Here is a 20,527-nt window from a genome sequence, read left to right as displayed (position 1 = left end):
GAATATCCAGGATAGTTTATTTTCTATTAAAACTTTTATCAATAAGGTGTACTTTTAGCCTAATATAGATTTTACTATAAATGGCCCACCTTTTTTGTTTGTTATCCCAGATATTCTCTTTGTTGTTGTTCTTTATAATTAATAATCTCTCTGTACGTTAGCAATTTTCTGCTGAAGTTTTTCCATTTCTTCTTCCTGAAGCACCTTTTTGTATTCGATAGGTACAATCTGAATGAACTGATCCACGTATTTCTCCCAAGAATCCAGCATGGTTTTCGCTAGTTTACTACCTGTATAGAAGTAATGGTTACGAATTAACTCGTGTAGTTCCTTACGTGAACGTGAGTCTTCAATAAGTGATAATTCTACCATTTCCATGTTGCAGAAGTAGTCAAAATTACCTTCTTTGTTCCACACATAAGCAACACCACCACTCATACCAGCAGCAAAGTTGCGCCCTGTTGTACCAAGAACCACAACACGTCCGCCAGTCATGTATTCGCAGCAGTGATCTCCTGCACCTTCAACAACTGCTGTCGCTCCGGAATTTCGAACAGCAAAACGTTCACCAGCACGTCCGTTGATGTAAACCTCACCGCTGGTTGCCCCGTAGAGAAGAGTATTTCCGGCAATGGTATTATCTTCTGCCACGAAGGTTGAACGTGATGGAGGAACCACTCGGATACGACCACCAGAAAGCCCTTTCCCCAAATAGTCGTTAGCCTCACCTTCCAGCTTAAAATCTACTCCATTGGCAAGGAATGCTCCAAAGCTTTGTCCGGCAGATCCTTTGAACTTGATATTAAGTGTTTTTTCTGGAAGTCCTGCTTCACCATGTTTTTTGGCAATAACACCACTTAGCATTGCTCCAACGCTTCTGTCAGTGTTTGCGATTGTATATTCCAGAGATACTTCATTTTTATTTTCTATAGCTTCGACAGACTGAGCAATGATAGTTACATCTTTAATGTCATCAATCTGATGTTGCTGCATGCCGGTATGACGTATAGCTGTTTCATCTGGTTGAGCTGGCATAAATGTAAGTTTGGACAGATCCAGCAATTCATATTTCGGATTGGAAGTTATCTGTTTGCGTTCAATCAGATCAGTTCGTCCCACTATATCTTCTAGCTTGGAGAACCCTATTTCTGCAAGATATTCGCGAACTTCTTCGGCCAGGAATGTGAAAAAGTTTACCAGGTATTCATAACGACCGTGGAATCTTTTACGTAGTTCGGCATCTTGTGTTGCAACACCTACCGGACAAGTGTTCATATGGCATTTACGCATCATGACACACCCTAATACAATTAGTGCAGAAGTTGCGAAACCATACTCTTCGGCTCCAAGCATAGCCATAAGAACTATATCTCGTCCTGTTTTTAGCTGGCCGTCAACCTGTAATACTACATGTCCGCGAAGCCCGTTGATCACTAATGTTTGCTGAGTCTCAGAAAGTCCCAGTTCAGGTGATATCCCTGCATAGCGTATTGAGCTTGAAGGACTAGCTCCGGTTCCACCTTCGGCTCCTGATATTACGATATGGTCAGCTTTTGCTTTTGCCACACCAGCTGCAATGGTACCAACGCCGCTTTCAGCAACCAGTTTTACGCTGATTCTCGCTTTCGGATTCACATTTTTCAAGTCGAAAATTAGCTGAGCTAAGTCTTCGATAGAATAGATATCATGATGAGGTGGGGGAGAGATAAGTGAAATTCCCTTTATTGAATGACGTGTTTTCGCTATAACCTCATCTACTTTGAAACCGGGCAATTGGCCGCCTTCACCAGGCTTTGCACCCTGCGCAATCTTGATCTGTATCTCATCGGCATTTACAAGATATTCAGCTGTAACACCAAAGCGTCCTGAAGCAACCTGTTTAATCGCAGAACGCATAGAGAGTCCGTTTTCCAAAGGTTTGAAACGTGCTGCATCTTCACCACCTTCACCAGTATTGCTCTTTCCACCTATTACATTCATTGCAAGAGCCATTGTTTCATGAGCTTCCTTACTGATTGAACCGAACGACATGGCTCCGGTTACGAAATGCTTCATTATTTCAGAAGCAGGTTCAACTTCATCAATAGAAATAGGATTTCTCTTGAACCCTAAGAAATCGCGTAGGAAGATGGGAGACTCTTTCTCATCAACCATTTTTGTGAATTCCTTAAACTTCTTATAGCTGCCCAGACGAGTGGCTAGCTGTAGGGTAGAAATGGTTTCAGGATTCCATGCATGCTGCTCACCACCTTTACGATAGCTGTAAACTCCTTTATTTTTTAGTAGTTCAAGCTGATCGGTTCCAAAGGCTTCAGCATGGAATAATGCAACATCGGTTGCAATTTCTTCCAGACGAATACCACCAATGGTAGAATTAATTCCACCGAAGTATGCGTTGCTCAGTTCTTCACTTAATCCTACAGCTTCGAATATTTTTGCTCCGCGATAGCTGCGAATGGTGCTGATACCCATTTTAGACATTATCTTGAAGAGTCCCTTGCAGATGGATTTAATGTAGTTCTTTTCTGCAGTTGCATAATCTAACTGAATCTCTTTCTTAGTAACCTGATCGTCTAAGATAGCGAATGCCATATAAGGATTGATAGCACTTGCACCAAATCCTAAAAGCAATGCTGAATGCATTATTTCTCGGATTTCACCGCTTTCAACAATTAAAGCTGTCTGTACACGTTTCTGAACAGAAATAAGGTGATGATGAACTGCGCTGACAGCAAGAAGTGCCGGAATGGCTGCATGAGTAGCATCAACTCCTTTGTCTGTTAGAACGATATAATTAACCCCGTCTGTAACCGACTGTTCTGCTTGTTTGCATAGGTTTTTTAGAGCCTCTTCCAGTCCGGATTTTCCTTTACTTACTTCAAACAAGATAGGCAACTTAATGGTGTTGAAACCTTTATAACGGATGTTACAAAGAATATCCAGCTGAGCATTGCTCAGAATTGGATGTTTCAGTTTTACCATTTTGCAATGCTCTTCATCAGGAGTAAGGATATTCATACCAACTGCTCCGATATATTCTGTAAGTGACATAACTAGTTCTTCGCGTAATGGGTCAATCGGAGGATTAGTTACCTGGGCAAACTGTTGGCGAAAATAGTTATAAAGCAATTGTGGTTTGTTGGAAAGAACAGCAAGTGGGGTATCATTACCCATTGAAGCGAGTGGCTCAGCCCCCGTACTCCCCATCGGTATTATTATTTTTTCGATATCTTCTTTAGAATATCCGAATGTGCGAAGCATCCTGTCGAAATTTTCAACTTTATGAGATACTTTACGGCCGGTTTTAAGTTCATCCAATTCGATTCTGTTGCTTGCCAACCATGTACGATAAGGTTTTGCTTCGGATAGGCGCTTTTTGATTTCACCATCGTAATATACTTCTCCTTTCTCTGTATCAACAAATATAATTTTACCAGGCTGCAAACGTCCTTTTTCTTTTATCTCAGTTGCCTCAAAATCCATTACACCAACTTCTGATGCAACTACCATCATGTCGTTTTTAGTGATCAGATAGCGTGCCGGACGAAGTCCGTTTCTATCGAGCATACCACCTGCATATCTACCATCAGAAAACAAGAGGGCAGCTGGGCCGTCCCAAGGTTCCATTAAAATGGAATGGTACTCGTAAAATGCCTTTAAGTCTTCTGAAATAGGGTTCTTCTCATTAAAGCTTTCGGGAACCAACATCGCCATCGCATGAGGCAAACTCAGACCAGACATAACCAGGAACTCTAACACATTATCCATAGAAGCGCTATCGCTCATCCCTTTCTGAATAATTGGACGAATGTCTTTCAAGTTGCCAAGCTCAGGGGTTGAAAGCACACTCTCTCTGGCTTCCATCCAACCGCGGTTACCCCGAATGGTGTTTATTTCACCATTATGTGCCAACAAGCGGAATGGCTGAGCCAATGACCAGGTTGGGAAGGTGTTGGTGCTGAAACGTGAGTGTACCAATGCTAGTCCACTGGTAAAATAACTGTTTGTTAAATCTGGGAAGTAATGTCTCAGCTGTGAAGTCGATAGCATCCCTTTGTATATTATGCTTTTGCTGGATAAAGATACCATATAGAAATCTTTTCTGGATGCAATATCAGAAACCGATACCCGGTTCTCAATCCTTTTCCTTATTATATATAGTGTCTTTTCTGTCGCAGAAGAATCATTAAAACCGGTTATAAAAATCTGTTTTACATCCGGCTCAGTTGCAAGAGCAGCAGTACCAAGAATACTATTATTTGTAGGGACATCGCGAAGGTGCATGAAAGTAAGTCCTTCTTTTTCGATTTCTTCAGAAATGATTCCTAAGATAGTTTTCTGGTCATTTACATCTTTTGGAAGAAACATAAGTCCGGTTCCGTATTTCCCCTTCTCGGGTACGGGGATACCTTGAAGCAAGATAAACTCATGAGGGATCTGCAACATAATACCTGCTCCATCCCCGGTTTTGTTATCTGCTCCTTCAGCACCTCTGTGCTGCATATTTTCTAATACCTTAAGAGCTGACTCAACAATTTCATGTGATTTACCTCCGTGAATGTTTACTAACATCCCCACACCACATGCATCGTGCTCGTTGGCCGAATTGTATAACCCCATTTTTTCGGGCTGCTGCAGGAAAGGAAATGTTTTCTTTTTGCTGATAAAAAGTTCTTGTTTCTTCATTCTACTTTACTTTATTGTATGATAACACCTATTGTTCTATCAAAATGATTTGCAAAAATAGGGTTTTAATTTCATATTGATACTTAAAATAATATTAATATATAGTATAAAAATGATATTGTTTTTATAAAAATGTTAATCTGATACAAAAAGCATGGTTGTTGGTTATAAAATCTTGTTTTGATTGGTGGATATGTTATGAATTGCAAGTTGTTTGAGATTGTTCTGAAAGTGCTATCATGATTAACGCATAACTGCAACTGAAAGTTTTTAATCTATTCTACTTATTATTTGATCTCTTTATGATAAAAATATCATTTGAAATAATTATCTTTGCACCCGAAATAAAATACAAAGTAGAATGTGTGGAATTGTAGGCTACATCGGTAAAAAAGACGCTTACCCCATTTTTATAAAAGGATTGAATAAACTGAAGTACGGAGGATATGACAGTTCGGGAGGAGCGTTAAACCAACAGTATAGGTTTAAAGCTAAAGACAAAATCTCTTTGTCAGGCCAATTTGTCTTCCAAAATAATGTCTCTCTTTTCCTTGAATTTGCTCATTCTCATTGGGTCATAAATGGTAATCCTTACCAGCATCTCTTTTATTCCTGCCACTCTTCCTCTGACAATCTCATATCATCTATTAATAAAGATATCATCAAAAATTATACTGAGCACAAAGAACCAATTCACCATTTGAAACATAAATTAATGAGTTGTTCGTCTACAAGTGCTTTGATTCAGCTGATGATTTTAGATAATCATTCAAATTTTGAAACCCACGAAAAGATTTATAGCAATATATGGAACCATTAAAACATGAATGCGGTGTAGCCATGATCCGATTACTGAAACCGCTTGAATATTACGAGCAGAAGTACGGAACATGGATGTATGGGCTTAACAAACTCTATCTGTTGATGGAGAAACAACATAATCGCGGACAGGAAGGCGCCGGCTTAGCCTGCGTTAAACTGGAAGCAACCCCTGGAGAAGAATATATGTTTCGTGAAAGGGCATTAGGGACTGGAGCAATTACTGAGATATTTGGAACTGTTCAGTCCAACTTCAAGGATCTTTCTTCTGAAAAACTGCATGATGCCGATTTTGCTAAACGTAACCTCCCTTTTGCCGGAGAGCTTTATATGGGGCATCTTAGATATAGTACCACTGGTAAAAGTGGTATTTCATATGTCCACCCGTTTCTTCGCAGAAATAACTGGAGAGCGAAGAACTTGGCTCTCTGTGGTAACTTTAACATGACCAATGTTGATGAGATCTTTGATAGGATTACTGAAACTGGTCAGCATCCGCGCAGATATTCGGATACTTCCATTATGCTTGAACAGGTGGGGCATCGTCTTGATCGGGAAGTGGAACGTCTTTTCAGAGATTGTGAAGTGAAAGGTTTGAAAGGAATGGATATCACACATGCTATAGAAGATCAGATAGACCTGGTGAATGTGCTGAAAACATCCAGCGATATATGGGATGGCGGCTATGTGATCTGTGGAATTACCGGCAGCGGAGAATCGTTCTCTTTCAGGGACCCTTGGGGGATCCGTCCGGCATTTTACTATCACGATGACGAAATAGTGGTGTTGGCTTCCGAAAGACCGGTTATTCAGACTGCCATGAATGTTGCTGGTGAAGATGTGAAAGAGCTTAATCCGGGAGAGGCAATCCTGGTTGATAAACGTGGAAATATCCGCTTGGCACAGATTAATGAACCAAAAAGTATCAAACCTTGCTCGTTCGAGAGAATCTATTTCTCACGTGGAAGTGACAAGGATATCTATAACGAACGAAAAGCTCTGGGTAGCAATCTGGTTCAGCCCATCCTTAAAGCAATTGATAATGATTTGAGGAATACGGTTTTCTCTTTTATTCCAAATACGGCGGAAGTGGCTTTTTATGGAATGCTGGAGGCTTTCAATAAATACCTGAACCGATTGAAGATGAAAAAGATAACTTCTGCTGATCACCCGTTGAAGGATGAAGAGCTGGAGAAGATACTTTCCATGCGCATTCGTTCGGAGAAAGTAGCGATTAAAGATATAAAGCTGCGAACATTCATTGCTGAGGGAAATACTCGCAACGACTTGGCGGCTCACGTTTACGACATCACCTACGGAAGCATTGTTCCGCATGTGGATAATCTGGTGGTTATCGATGACAGTATCGTAAGAGGAACAACGCTGAAGCAGAGTATCATTGGTATTCTGGACCGTTTGCATCCGAAGAAGATTGTGATTGTTTCTTCTTCACCTCAGGTGCGATATCCCGATTACTATGGAATTGATATGGCACGTATGAATGAGTTTATTGCTTTCCGTGCAACCGTTGAATTGCTGAAAGAACGTAATATGTGCAATATCATTAAGGAGGCATATAGAAAATCGAAAGAACAGCAAAACCTTCCGAAGGAACAAATCGTTAATTATGTCAAGGAACTCTATGCTCCTTTCACCGATGAGGAAATTGCTGCAAAAATGGTTGAACTTCTCACTCCTGAAGGTACTAAAGCTAAAGTGGAGATCGTTTATCAGCCTCTTGAAGGATTGCATGATGCATGCCCGAACCACAATGGCGACTGGTACTTTACAGGTGATTATCCAACACCTGGCGGGAATAAATTGGTTAATGAGGCGTTTATTACATATATGGAAAAAGTATATTGCGATTAAACCGAAATATAATATAAATTATACCTTTGACGAAAGGTACAACTTATTGGTAAACCTGCGCAACTTGTGATAACGAGCTGCGCAGATTGCACGAAATAAAGTGAGGAAAACTCACAGCGAGAGAGAGAAGAATATTATGTTTAAGAACAAGATATAACAAAAAGAATGCAAGACGAAAAGAATGTTTTATTGATTCTCGATGATGGAAGTGTTTTTCAGGGAAAATCCTTCGGTTACGAGAAACCAGTTGCGGGAGAGGTGGTTTTTAATACTGCCATGATGGGATATCCCGAGAGTTTGACCGATCCATCTTACTCCGGTCAGATAATGACACTGACTTTTCCTTTAGTTGGTAACTATGGTGTTCCTTCAAGAAGCCAAAAAGATGGTCTTTCTACTTTCATGGAATCAGAAAAGATACATGCAGAAGGAATTATCGTATCCGATTATTCATGGGAGTACAGTCACTGGAATGCTGTTGAAAGCCTTGAAAGCTGGTTGAAAGATGAAAAAATTGTCGGTATTTACGGAATTGATACTCGTGAACTGACAAAACAGCTTCGTGAAAAAGGCTCGATGAAAGGTAAAATTGTCTTCCCGGAGAGCAATGGAGAAGTAAAGCCAGAGAATGATGTTCCTTTTGTAGACCCAAATCTTGTTAATCAGGTTGAACGGGTAAGTTGCAAAGAGGTCATTACTTATGGAAATGGAAAGAAGAAAGTTGTGTTGGTTGACTGTGGAGTGAAACACAATATCATCCGTTGCCTGTTGAAGAGAGATGTTACAGTGGTGAGAGTTCCATGGGATTATGACTTCAATACACTTGAATTTGACGGACTCTTTATTTCTAACGGACCAGGCGACCCGAATATGTGTGATGTAACAGTCGCAAATATCCGCAAAGCGATGGAGGGAGATAAGCCAATTTTCGGAATTTGTATGGGAAATCAGCTGCTTTCTAAAGCTGGTGGAGCAAAAATCTACAAATTGAAATACGGACATCGTAGCCACAACCAACCGGTGCGTATGGTAGGAACCAACAGATGTTTTATCACCAGCCAGAATCATGGTTTTGCTGTAGATAACGCAACATTGGGTACTGATTGGGAACCTTTCTTTGTGAATATGAACGATAATACAAACGAAGGGATTAAGCATAAAACAAAACCATTCTTTTCAGTACAATTCCATCCTGAAGCTGCAAGCGGGCCAACGGACACAGAATTCTTGTTCGATAAATTTGTAGAGTTGCTTTAATATTAAAACGAAGATTCAATGAAAGATAACATAAAGAAAGTATTAATACTAGGTTCCGGTGCCCTTAAGATTGGAGAAGCCGGAGAATTCGATTATTCCGGCTCGCAGGCATTGAAAGCTTTACGTGAAGAAGGAATTCAGACGGTATTGATTAATCCGAATATTGCTACTGTTCAAACATCCGAGGGGGTTGCCGATACTATCTATTTTTTGCCGGTCACTCCCTTCTTTGTGGAAAAGGTGATCCAAAAGGAAAAACCAGAAGGTATACTGCTGGCGTTTGGTGGACAAACAGCCTTGAACTGTGGTGTTGAACTCTACCGCGAAGGTATACTCGAAAAATATAATGTAGAGGTACTGGGCACACAGGTGCAGGCCATTATTGACACAGAAGACCGTGAGCTGTTTGTTAAGAAGCTCGACGAAATCAACGTTAAAACGATCAAGAGCGAAGCTGTTGAGAACGTTGCAGATGCAAGACGTGCAGCGAAAGAACTTGGATATCCGGTTATCATCCGTGCAGCTTATGCCTTGGGTGGTCTGGGCTCTGGTTTCTGCGATAACGAAGAAGAGCTGAATAAACTGGCTGAGAAAGCATTCTCTTTCTCACCTCAGGTGCTGGTTGAGAAGTCACTGAAAGGATGGAAGGAGATTGAATACGAAGTGGTGCGTGACCGCTTTGACAACTGTATCACCGTTTGTAACATGGAAAACTTCGACCCGCTGGGAATTCACACGGGCGAAAGTATCGTAATTGCTCCATCGCAAACATTAACTAATAGCGAATATCACAAACTGCGTGAACTCGCAATCCGTATTATCCGTCACATCGGAATTGTCGGAGAGTGTAACGTACAATACGCGTTCGACCCTGAAAGTGAAGATTACCGTGTGATTGAGGTTAACGCTCGTTTGAGCCGTTCTTCAGCTTTGGCATCAAAAGCTACCGGTTATCCTCTGGCTTTCGTTGCTGCAAAACTTGGACTGGGATACGGACTGTTCGACCTGAACAACTCGGTTACAAAAACAACTTCCGCTTTCTTTGAACCGGCGCTCGACTATGTAGTGTGTAAGATTCCTCGTTGGGACTTGGGTAAATTCCAGGGTGTAGACCGCGAGTTGGGAAGTAGCATGAAATCGGTAGGAGAGGTGATGGCAATCGGTCGTACCTTCGAAGAAGCCATTCAGAAAGGACTCCGTATGATTGGTCAGGGTATGCACGGATTCGTGGAAAATAAGGAGCTGGTAATCGAAGATATCGATAAAGCCCTTCATGAACCAACCGACAAGCGTATCTTTGTAATCAGCAAAGCTTTCAGAGCGGGATATACTATCGATCAGATTCATGATCTAACCAAGATTGATAAATGGTTCTTGCAGAAGTTGATGAATATTATCAATACAGCTAACGAACTGGAAAAGAATACAGAGCTGGAAACAATCTCTCCGGAGTTGCTTCGTAAAGCTAAAGTTCAGGGATTCTCAGACTTCCAGATAGCACGTGCGGTATGGAAGAATGGAACCGAAATGGAAAAAGCGGTTCTGAAGGTGCGCAATTACCGTAAGTCATTCAATATTGTTCCGGTAGTGAAACAGATTGATACACTGGCGGCTGAATATCCAGCTCAGACCAACTACCTGTATCTTACTTACAGCGGCATTGCAAATGATGTTCATTATCTGGGCGACCATCGCTCAATCATTGTTCTGGGGTCAGGTGCATACCGTATTGGTAGCTCGGTTGAGTTCGACTGGTGCGGGGTGAACGCTTTGAACACCATCCGCAAGGAAGGCTGGAGAAGTGTAATGATCAACTATAATCCGGAAACAGTATCTACCGACTACGATATGTGTGACCGTCTTTACTTTGACGAACTCACATTCGAACGTGTTCTTGATATTATCGAATTGGAAAACCCTCACGGTGTGATTGTATCAACCGGCGGACAGATTCCAAACAACTTGGCGATGAGACTGGACGAGGCAAAGGTGAACATTCTGGGAACTACAGCTAAAAGCATTGATAACGCGGAAGACAGAAACAAGTTCTCTGCAATGCTCGACCGTATTGGAGTAGACCAGCCTCGCTGGAGAGAGCTGACCAGCATGGAAGATATCAACGGCTTCGTTGCAGAAGTAGGATTCCCAGTTTTGGTAAGACCTTCTTATGTGCTTAGTGGCGCAGCTATGAATGTCTGCTCAAATCAGGATGAACTGGTACGCTTCCTGGAACTGGCAGCCAATGTGTCTAAACAACACCCGGTAGTAGTGAGCCAGTTTATCGAACATGCCAAGGAAGTTGAAATGGATGCTGTTGCAGATAATGGTGAAATTGTGGCCTACGCAATCAGTGAACATATCGAATTTGCAGGGGTTCACTCGGGCGACGCAACTATCCAGTTCCCTCCACAGAAGCTTTATGTTGAGACAATGCGTAGGATTAAGAGAATTTCTAAGCAGATTGCAAAAGAATTGAACATCTCAGGTCCTTTCAATATTCAGTATCTGGCAAAAGACAATGACATCAAGGTAATTGAATGTAACCTCCGTGCATCACGAAGCTTCCCGTTTGTGAGCAAGGTGTTGAAGATCAACTTCATTGAACTTGCAACAAAAGTAATGTTGGGATTGCCGGTAGAGAAACCGGAGAAGAGCCTGTTCGATCTGGATTATGTAGGTATCAAAGCTTCTCAGTTCTCCTTCTCACGTCTGCAAAAGGCCGATCCGGTACTAGGGGTAGATATGGCTAGTACGGGCGAAGTGGGATGTCTGGGTGATGACAGCTCATGCGCAATCCTGAAAGCAATGCTTTCTGTAGGATATAAGATTCCGAAGAAGAACATTCTCTTATCGACTGGTACTACAAAAGATAAAACAGATATGTTGGCAGCAGCACACCTGCTTAATGAAAGAGGATATAAGCTGTTTGCTACAGGCGGTACGCACAGAGCTCTTGCCGAAAACGGAATTCCTAGTACTATGGTTTACTGGCCAAGCGAAACAGGAACTCCACAGGCTTTGGATTTACTTCACAACAAAGAGATTGATATGGTGGTGAATATTCCGAAGAACCTCACTGTAAGAGAGCTGAGCAATGGGTATATGATCCGTCGTGCTGCTATCGACCTGAATATTCCATTGATTACCAATCCAAGACTTGCAACTGCATTTATCAATGCGTTCTGCACAATTAATCTGGACGAGCTGCTCATTAAGAGCTGGGAAGAATACAAGTAATTTAAGAGATTACTATATATAAGAATATAGCATGGACTTTGATTCCTTATTGATGGAATCGGGTTCATGCTATTTCATTTTCATTTCCCCATAAAATGAATTCAAAGAAGTCTCGCAAGTCACGCAAGTCACGCAGATGCTTCGTAATACTCAGTATATCATGTCGATACGCGTGCGTGACTTCCGCGTGACATGCGCGTGACTTCTGATAAGTCGCGCACTCCTATACCACGTATTAGACTGAATATAAACGATGTAACCTTTGGTGGTCATGACAAAGCAAAAAGATCGCTTCTGTTTTATTCGCTGTCGTCCCCTTGCCGTTGACATGGTATTAATGTCTATCTCATCCCTTCGCATCATAACGAACCATTTGGTTCTGAAATTATATTTTGGCATCATCTTTTCATTCCTCCATCCGGGTGTACGTTGCCTGTACACCCGGATGGAGGACACTGGTACACCCGGGTGTAAGGGGTGTGTAGACCCGGGTGGAGGAGGGAATTATTCACCTTGAATTGATAAAGCCCCGCCTTTCGCACGCTAATCTCTTGAGAGTTGTTTTCTAGGTGCATGCCAGCTATGTGTTGCTCTATGCTCATGCAAGCATTTCACCCCTGACGGTTATTCTCTAGTTGTATGCCAATCTTGTGTCATTCTCTCAGGCATTTACACAGCAATTTCCCCAGACATTTGCCCTCCAATTCTCCATTATTCATGCATTAAATATCTCCAACCTCATACCAATTTCTGCTAGTTATGTATTGATCTCTTGCCAATTCCTAGTCAGTTTCGCGGAAGTCACGCGCTGCTCACGCAGAAGTCACGCACCTGTAATGCTCACAATATTAGTGTGTTATATCGAAAGTGCGTGACTTGCGTGACTTGTGCTACTTTTTTTAATTAATGTTATGGGTAATGATGTTAAGAACAAAAAAATAAATCTCAGGATTGTGATTTCCGGATTTGTATATTGTCCTGACAAAATCTGGATTTAATCTATTGACCCATTATTTCGGGATTCAGACACGAATTGATTTTCTGCTTAATATATTTTTATTGTTAATAGATATGCTGTATACCAGTTAATTAGCGAATGATTAAAAAAATAATTGAAAAAAAGTTGTTGATAGATTTGGTTCGTATAGATAAAAGGTCTACTTTTGCACCCGCTTTGCAAGAGAAACAAGGCAGTAAGTTGACATAATGATAGCAGTTTTGCATGAGCCGATTCAGGTGAAAATAAAAAAACTCTTAAAAAATTTGGAGTATATTACCTGAAGTTAGTATCTTTGCAACCGCTTTCGCCTCAGAAGTGAGGCATGAAAAAATAAAGCAACTGATCGTTCTTTGAAAAGATTTAGATATAAACAATACAAGTAGTACAAGAGCTATTATATTCCGATGTTAATCGGGGTATTTTGGTAAAAAAGATTCAAACCGTCAATATCCTTCCTTATAGGATGAGATATTAAAATAAGAATCGGAATCCTGAACAGAATTAAAAAGAAACTTTTACAATGAAGAGTTTGATCCTGGCTCAGGATGAACGCTAGCTACAGGCTTAACACATGCAAGTCGAGGGGTAGCAGGGTAGCAATACCGCTGACGACCGGCGCACGGGTGAGTAACACGTATCCAACCTTCCCATAACTCAGGGATAGCCTTTCGAAAGAAAGATTAATACCTGATGGTACTTTATTAGGGCATCCTAATTAAGTTAAAGATTTATCGGTTATGGATGGGGATGCGTTCCATTAGATAGTTGGTGAGGTAACGGCTCACCAAGTCTTCGATGGATAGGGGTTCTGAGAGGAAGGTCCCCCACATTGGTACTGAGACACGGACCAAACTCCTACGGGAGGCAGCAGTGAGGAATATTGGTCAATGGGCGCGAGCCTGAACCAGCCAAGTAGCGTGAAGGATGAAGGTCCTATGGATTGTAAACTTCTTTTATAGCAGAATAAAGTGACCCACGTGTGGGTTTTTGTATGTATGCTATGAATAAGGATCGGCTAACTCCGTGCCAGCAGCCGCGGTAATACGGAGGATCCGAGCGTTATCCGGATTTATTGGGTTTAAAGGGTGCGTAGGCGGAAAGATAAGTCAGCCTGTGAAAGTTTGCGGCTCAACCGTAAAATTGCAGTTGATACTGTTTTTCTTGAGTGTACATAAGGTAGGCGGAATTCGTGGTGTAGCGGTGAAATGCTTAGATATCACGAAGAACTCCGATTGCGAAGGCAGCTTACCGGGGTACAACTGACGCTGATGCACGAAAGTGTGGGTATCAAACAGGATTAGATACCCTGGTAGTCCACACAGTAAACGATGAATACTCGCTGTTTGCGATATACAGTAAGCGGCCAAGCGAAAGCATTAAGTATTCCACCTGGGGAGTACGCCGGCAACGGTGAAACTCAAAGGAATTGACGGGGGCCCGCACAAGCGGAGGAACATGTGGTTTAATTCGATGATACGCGAGGAACCTTACCCGGGCTTAAATTGCAGATGAATATGGTGGAAACATCATAGCCAGCAATGGCATCTGTGAAGGTGCTGCATGGTTGTCGTCAGCTCGTGCCGTGAGGTGTCGGCTTAAGTGCCATAACGAGCGCAACCCTTATCGATAGTTACTAACAGGTCATGCTGAGGACTCTATTGAGACTGCCGTCGTAAGATGTGAGGAAGGTGGGGATGACGTCAAATCAGCACGGCCCTTACGTCCGGGGCTACACACGTGTTACAATGGAGGGTACAGAAGGTCGCTACCTGGCAACAGGATGCTAATCTCCAAAACCCTTCTCAGTTCGGATTGGAGTCTGCAACCCGACTCCATGAAGCTGGATTCGCTAGTAATCGCGCATCAGCCACGGCGCGGTGAATACGTTCCCGGGCCTTGTACACACCGCCCGTCAAGCCATGGGAGCCGGGGGTACCTGAAGTACGTAACCGCAAGGAGCGTCCTAGGGTAAAACTGGTGACTGGGGCTAAGTCGTAACAAGGTAGCCGTACCGGAAGGTGCGGCTGGAACACCTCCTTTCTGGAGCGATTCCGTTCTTGGTTTGGATTTCTTGTACTACGGTATATTGTTTAATTTAAAATATAGATTTTAAGAGATAAAGAAAGAAGCCGGGCCGAAAGGCAGGCGGTTTTGAACGACAGTCCTATAGCTCAGTTGGTTAGAGCGCTACACTGATAATGTAGAGGTCGGCAGTTCAACTCTGCCTGGGACTACGAATAATGAGGAAGCACCACAGCGGAAAGCTTCTGAATGATTTCGGGGGATTAGCTCAGCTGGCTAGAGCACCTGCCTTGCACGCAGGGGGTCAACGGTTCGAATCCGTTATTCTCCACAAAAGAGATTCATTTCTCGACAAGATCTTTGACATGATGTACAAAAGCAAATAAAGAAGTAACTTTTTTGAGAAAAAAAGAGCTGAAAGTATATATCGAACCATACGCGGCATGATCAGCAATGTGAATGCCGGTTTGTTTGAAGAAAGTAAGCAAGGGCGCATGGCGGATGCCTTGGCTCTCGGAGGCGATGAAGGACGTGATAAGCTGCGATAAGCTTCGGGTAGGTGCAAATAACCATTGATCCGAAGATTTCCGAATGGGACAACCCAATATCCTGAAGGGATATTATCCATCATAGATGGAGGCGAACGCAGGGAACTGAAACATCTTAGTACCTGTAGGAGAAGAAAATAAATGAATGATTCCGTAAGTAGTGGCGAGCGAACGCGGATTAGCCCAAACCATAGATGTTACGGCATTTATGGGGTTGTAGGACCACGTTGTTGGACTTACATTAGAGAATGGAAGACTCTGGAAAGTGTCACCATAGAGCATGATAGTTGCGTACATGAATCTAATGTATACCATAGTGGTATCCTGAGTAGCGCGGAGCACGAGGAATTCTGCGTGAATCTGCCGGGACCATCCGGTAAGGCTAAATACTCCCGAGAGACCGATAGTGAACCAGTACTGTGAAGGAAAGGTGAAAAGCACTTCGAATAGAAGAGTGAAATAGTCCCTGAAACCATGCGCCTACAAGCGGTCGGAGCAGCTTTTAGCTGTGACGGCGTGCCTTTTGCATAATGAACCTACGAGTTACTGTCACTGGCAAGGTTAAGAAACTAAGTTTTGCAGCCGAAGCGAAAGCGAGTCTTAATAGGGCGTTTTTAGTCAGTGGTAGTAGACGCGAAACCAAGTGATCTACCCATGGTCAGGTTGAAGGTTAGGTAACACTAACTGGAGGACCGAACCGATAAGCGTTGAAAAGCTTCCGGATGAACTGTGGGTGGGGGTGAAAGGCTAATCAAACTTGGAGATAGCTCGTACTCCCCGAAATGCATTTAGGTGCAGCCTTGATAATTACTAATGTGAGGTAGAGCGACTGATAAGATGCGAGGGCTTCGCCGCCTATCAAGTCTTGATAAACTCCGAATGCGCATTAGTTTAATATCAGGAGTGAGGGCATGGGTGCTAAGGTCCGTGCCCGAGAGGAGAAGAATCCAGACCATCAGCTAAGGTCCCGAAATAATTGCTCAGTTGAACTAACGAAGTCAGATTGCTAAGACAGCTAGGATGTTGGCTTGGAAGCAGCCATTCATTTAAAGAGTGCGTAACAGCTCACTAGTCGAGGAGTTTGGCGTGGATAATAATCGGGCATAAGCAATTTACCGAAGCTATGGAACCAGTAATGGTTGGTAGGGGAGCATTCCACTCAGCGTTGAATGTGGAGCGTGAGCTCTGCTGGAGCGTGTGGAAAAGCAAATGTAGGTATAAGTAACGATAAAGGGGGTGAGAAACCCCCTCGCCGAAAGACTAAGGTTTCCTGATCAACGCTAATCGGATCAGGGTTAGTCGGGTCCTAAGGTGTAGCCGAATGGCGAAGCCGATGGCAGAAAGGGTTAATATTCCCTTACTACCTTAAGGAGTGACGTGGAGACGGAGGCGTGACAGTGCCGCCAGCTGACGGAATAGCTGGTTGAAGGGTGTAGATATTAGATTTCCAGGCAAATCCGGAAGACTAGTCGAACCTGATAGTACCGAGAGCCCTTGTGGTGATTGGATAGTGCATGTAAGCATACTCCCGAGAAAATCCGCTAAACTTAATCCTTAAGGTACCCGTACCGTAAACGGACACACGTAGTCGGGTTGAATATACTAAGGCGCTTGAGTGAATCACGGTTAAGGAACTAGGCAAATTGACCCTGTAACTTCGGGATAAAGGGTCCCTCAGCAATGAGGGCGCAGAGAATAGGTCCAGGCAACTGTTTAACAAAAACACAGGGCTATGCAAAATTGAAAGATCACGTATATAGCCTGACACCTGCCCGGTGCTGGAAGGTTAAGAGGAGATGTCATCGCAAGAGAAGCGTTGAATTGAAGCCCCAGTAAACGGCGGCCGTAACTATAACGGTCCTAAGGTAGCGAAATTCCTTGTCGGGTAAGTTCCGACCTGCACGAATGGTGTAATGATCTGGACACTGTCTCAACCGTGAGCTCAGTGAAATTGTAGTATCGGTGAAGATGCCGATTACCCGCGATGGGACGAAAAGACCCCGTGAACCTTTACTATAGCTTAACATTGAATTTGGGTAATTGATGTGTAGGATAGGCCGGAGGCTTTGAAGCAGGCACGCCAGTGTTTGTGGAGCCGCTGTTGAAATACGGCCCTTTGATTATTTGAGTTCTAACTCGTGGTTACGAGGACACTGTTTGGTGGGTAGTTTGACTGGGGTGGTCGCCTCCAAAAGTGTAACGGAGGCTTCTAAAGGTACCCTCAGGACGATTGGTAACCGTCCGCAGAGTGTAATGGCATAAGGGTGCTTGACTGGGAGACCGACAAGTCGATCAGGTAGGAAACTAGAGCATAGTGATCCGGTGTTTCCGTATGGAAGGGACATCGCTCAAAGGATAAAAGGTACTCCGGGGATAACAGGCTGATCGCTCCCAAGAGCTCATATCGACGGAGCGGTTTGGCACCTCGATGTCGGCTCGTCACATCCTGGGGCTGGAGAAGGTCCCAAGGGTTGGGCTGTTCGCCCATTAAAGTGGCACGCGAGCTGGGTTCAGAACGTCGTGAGACAGTTCGGTCTCTATCTATCGTGGGCGTATGAAATTTGCGTGGCTCTGACACTAGTACGAGAGGACCGTGTTGGACTGACCGCTGGTTTACCGGTTGTGCCGCCAGGTGCATCGCCGGGTATCTAAGTCGGGATTGGATAAGTGCTGAAAGCATCTAAGTACGAAGCCAGCCACAAGATTAGATTTCTTAGGGTCGTTGAAGACGACAACGTTGATAGGCTGCAGGTGTAAAGACAGTAATGTCAAAGCCGAGCAGTACTAATTGCCCGTACACTTTCTTCAATTCTTTGTATGGTTGGCTATATGTTTTGCTCTTTTATTGATAAAAGAGCTTCTTTATTGCTTTTGCATTGTGTTATCTTAATATGAAGATCAAAAAAATATTAAGGTGGCTATAGCATCAGGGTTCCACCTCTTCCCATTCCGAACAGAGAAGTTAAGCCTGATCACGCCGATGGTACTGCGTAACAGTGGGAGAGTAGGTAGCCGCCGTTTTATCCGAGTCCCGGTCATGGAAACATGGTCGGGACTTTTTTTTGTTGCTACATATCATAACCGCTTGCGCCGGATGGCAGAACAATTGTTGTACAAGAGCCAAAACCCTGGAATGCTTTACATAAACTATAAATATCCAATGATTAACATGAATGACAGATTTGGTATTATCGAAATATATCAAATTAACGCTTTATATCATGTATTTTGCACTTTTTGATTGAATTATTATATTTGAACTTCTTGCCGCTATTGTTATTCAAAGATTTCAATAATTTAGTTTATATTACACAAACGTTTGCTTTTATATTGAAATAGAAATAATGTTTATAAAATAAGATATTCAATATTAAATTAGTATTTTTGCGTAAAACAAGATTGTTTATTATATCTATGGTGAATTCGCTTTTAAGCCCTGATTTTATATTTGAAACTAGCTGGGAGGTATGTAATAAGGTAGGAGGAATATATACTGTATTGTCTACCAGAGCAAATACTCTCCAGACTAGCCATAAAGATGCCGTGTTTTTTATTGGGCCAGATCTTTGGCTTGGTAAGGAAAACCCTTTATTTATTGAACTTGACTATTTATATAAACCCTGGAAACTGTATGCAGCGACATATGATAATCTCCAGGTTCGGATAGGACGTTGGAACATTATTGGTGAACCTATTGTTATTTTGGTAGATTTTACTTCGTTTTATCAAATGAAGAATGAAATTTATACGGATCTCTGGAATAAATATCAGGTTGATTCTTTGCATGCATATGGTGATTACGATGAAGCATCAATGTTCTCTTATGCAGCCGGCAAAGTGGCTGAAAGTTTCTACAGATACAACATGAATCGTAAAGACAGGGTTGTTTATCATGCACATGAATGGATGACTGGCCTTGGGGCACTATATCTGCAGTCAGCTGTACCCGAAATAGCATCTATATTTACAACCCATGCAACTTCAATAGGTCGATCCATTGCAGGAAATATGAAACCTTTATATGATTATCTGCATGCGTATAATGGTGACCAGATGGCTAGGGAACTTAACATGGAATCAAAACACTCCATTGAAAAGCAAACTGCTCATCATGTAGATTGTTTTACTACTGTTAGTGATATAACAAACTTGGAATGCAAAGAATTGCTGGATAAGGAAGCTGATGTAGTATTGAAAAACGGGTTTGAAGATGACTTTGTTCCTAAAGGTAAAAGTTATTCGACAAAACGTGAGAAAGCTCGCTTAAAATTGCTTGAAGTTGCAAACAAGTTACTTGGAACTAATTTAGATGACGATACTCTGTTTATATGCACAAGTGGCAGATATGAATTCAAGAACAAGGGCCTTGACGTTTTTGTTGAATCATTGAACTTGCTTAATCATGATTCAAAATTGGAGAAAAATATTGTTGCCTATATTACTGTCCCTGCAGGTATACCTGTTCCTAGACAAGATTTGGTAGACAGACTTTATTATAACGATAAAAGTAAAGAAGTATTAGAATCTCCTTTTATAACTCATTGGCTTGATAATATGTGGGATGACAGACTGCTGAACATGATAAAGCAGTTAGGAATGAAAAATTATCAAGAAGACAAGGTGAAAGTGATTTTTGTACCTTGCTACCTTGATGGTAATGACGGAATTTTTAATTTGAGCTACTATGACTTGCTTCTGGGATATGATTTAACGGTGTATCCGTCTTATTATGAACCGTGGGGTTACACTCCGCTGGAGAGCGTAGCTTTTCATATACCCACAATCACAACGGATCTCACTGGCTTTGGCCTTTGGGTTAAGCATGCCAGAAACCAACATGGCATACAGGATGGGGTAGAAGTGATTCATCGTTCGGATAGTAACTATCCGGAAGTAGCAGATAAAATTAAAGAAACAATTCTTTCTTTTTCGGTTATGTCTTCTGAGGAGATAGAACATATACGTAAACGGGCGGCAGCGGTTGCAGAGCATGCTCTGTGGAAACATTTTATAGAGTATTATTATAAGGCATATGACATTGCTTTACGAAATACCAGAAAACGTCTGTTAAAACAAATTTAGATAA

The 20,527-nt window shown here is 42.4% G+C and carries 7 protein-coding genes, 2 tRNA genes and 3 rRNA genes; 11 read left to right on the top strand and 1 reads right to left on the bottom strand.

The window, feature by feature from the left end; all coding sequences use genetic code 11:
- Window positions 1-138 precede the first annotated feature (138 nt).
- Window positions 139-4,686, bottom strand: a complete 4,548-nt coding sequence (gltB, locus tag ABWU87_RS05195; RefSeq protein ID WP_353333894.1) for a glutamate synthase large subunit — start codon at window positions 4,684-4,686, stop codon at window positions 139-141.
- 361 nt (window positions 4,687-5,047) lie between these two features.
- Between gltB and ABWU87_RS05190 the strand changes: the two genes are divergently transcribed.
- The 11 genes from ABWU87_RS05190 to ABWU87_RS05140 all read left to right on the top strand — a co-directional run bounded on the left by ABWU87_RS05190 (window position 5,048) and on the right by ABWU87_RS05140 (window position 20,523).
- Window positions 5,048-5,506 (top strand): hypothetical protein, encoded by a 459-nt coding sequence (locus ABWU87_RS05190; RefSeq protein ID WP_353333892.1) that lies wholly within the window; start codon window positions 5,048-5,050, stop codon window positions 5,504-5,506.
- Entirely contained in the window at window positions 5,494-7,377 is a 1,884-nt protein-coding gene (locus ABWU87_RS05185) for an amidophosphoribosyltransferase (RefSeq protein ID WP_353333890.1), read from the top strand. Before ABWU87_RS05190 ends, ABWU87_RS05185 begins: the two co-directional genes overlap by 13 nt.
- A gap of 165 nt (window positions 7,378-7,542) precedes the next feature.
- The gene (gene carA / locus ABWU87_RS05180; protein WP_353333888.1) at window positions 7,543-8,634 is read left to right on the top strand and encodes a glutamine-hydrolyzing carbamoyl-phosphate synthase small subunit; all 1,092 of its coding nucleotides are present in this window, start codon (window positions 7,543-7,545) and stop codon (window positions 8,632-8,634) included.
- 18 nt (window positions 8,635-8,652) lie between these two features.
- Complete coding sequence (gene carB / locus ABWU87_RS05175) at window positions 8,653-11,871, top strand: carbamoyl-phosphate synthase (glutamine-hydrolyzing) large subunit (protein ID WP_353333886.1); 3,219 nt, start codon at window positions 8,653-8,655, stop codon at window positions 11,869-11,871.
- Between the two features lie 271 nt (window positions 11,872-12,142).
- Entirely contained in the window at window positions 12,143-12,388 is a 246-nt protein-coding gene (locus ABWU87_RS05170; protein ID WP_353333884.1) for a hypothetical protein, read from the top strand.
- Window positions 12,389-13,388: 1,000 nt separating this feature from the next.
- Window positions 13,389-14,911 (top strand): 16S ribosomal RNA (locus ABWU87_RS05165).
- A 120-nt stretch (window positions 14,912-15,031) separates the two neighbouring features.
- Window positions 15,032-15,105 (top strand) — tRNA-Ile (locus ABWU87_RS05160).
- A gap of 45 nt (window positions 15,106-15,150) precedes the next feature.
- A tRNA-Ala gene (locus ABWU87_RS05155) sits at window positions 15,151-15,224 on the top strand.
- Window positions 15,225-15,367: 143 nt separating this feature from the next.
- Window positions 15,368-18,249 (top strand): 23S ribosomal RNA (locus ABWU87_RS05150).
- Between the two features lie 102 nt (window positions 18,250-18,351).
- A 5S ribosomal RNA gene (rrf, locus tag ABWU87_RS05145) occupies window positions 18,352-18,462 on the top strand.
- The 16S, 23S and 5S rRNA genes sit together here with 2 tRNA genes alongside, the layout of an rRNA operon.
- Window positions 18,463-18,855: 393 nt before the next feature.
- Window positions 18,856-20,523, top strand: coding sequence for a glycogen/starch synthase (locus tag ABWU87_RS05140; RefSeq protein WP_353333882.1), 1,668 nt, complete (start codon window positions 18,856-18,858; stop codon window positions 20,521-20,523).
- The last annotated feature ends 4 nt before the right edge of the window (window positions 20,524-20,527 follow it).

It is taken from the genome of Bacteroides sedimenti, assembly GCF_040365225.1.
Classification (GTDB): domain Bacteria; phylum Bacteroidota; class Bacteroidia; order Bacteroidales; family Bacteroidaceae; genus Bacteroides; species Bacteroides sedimenti.
The sequence above is the reverse complement of the archived record's forward strand: the minus strand, read 5'-3'. Positions and strand labels throughout refer to the sequence as shown.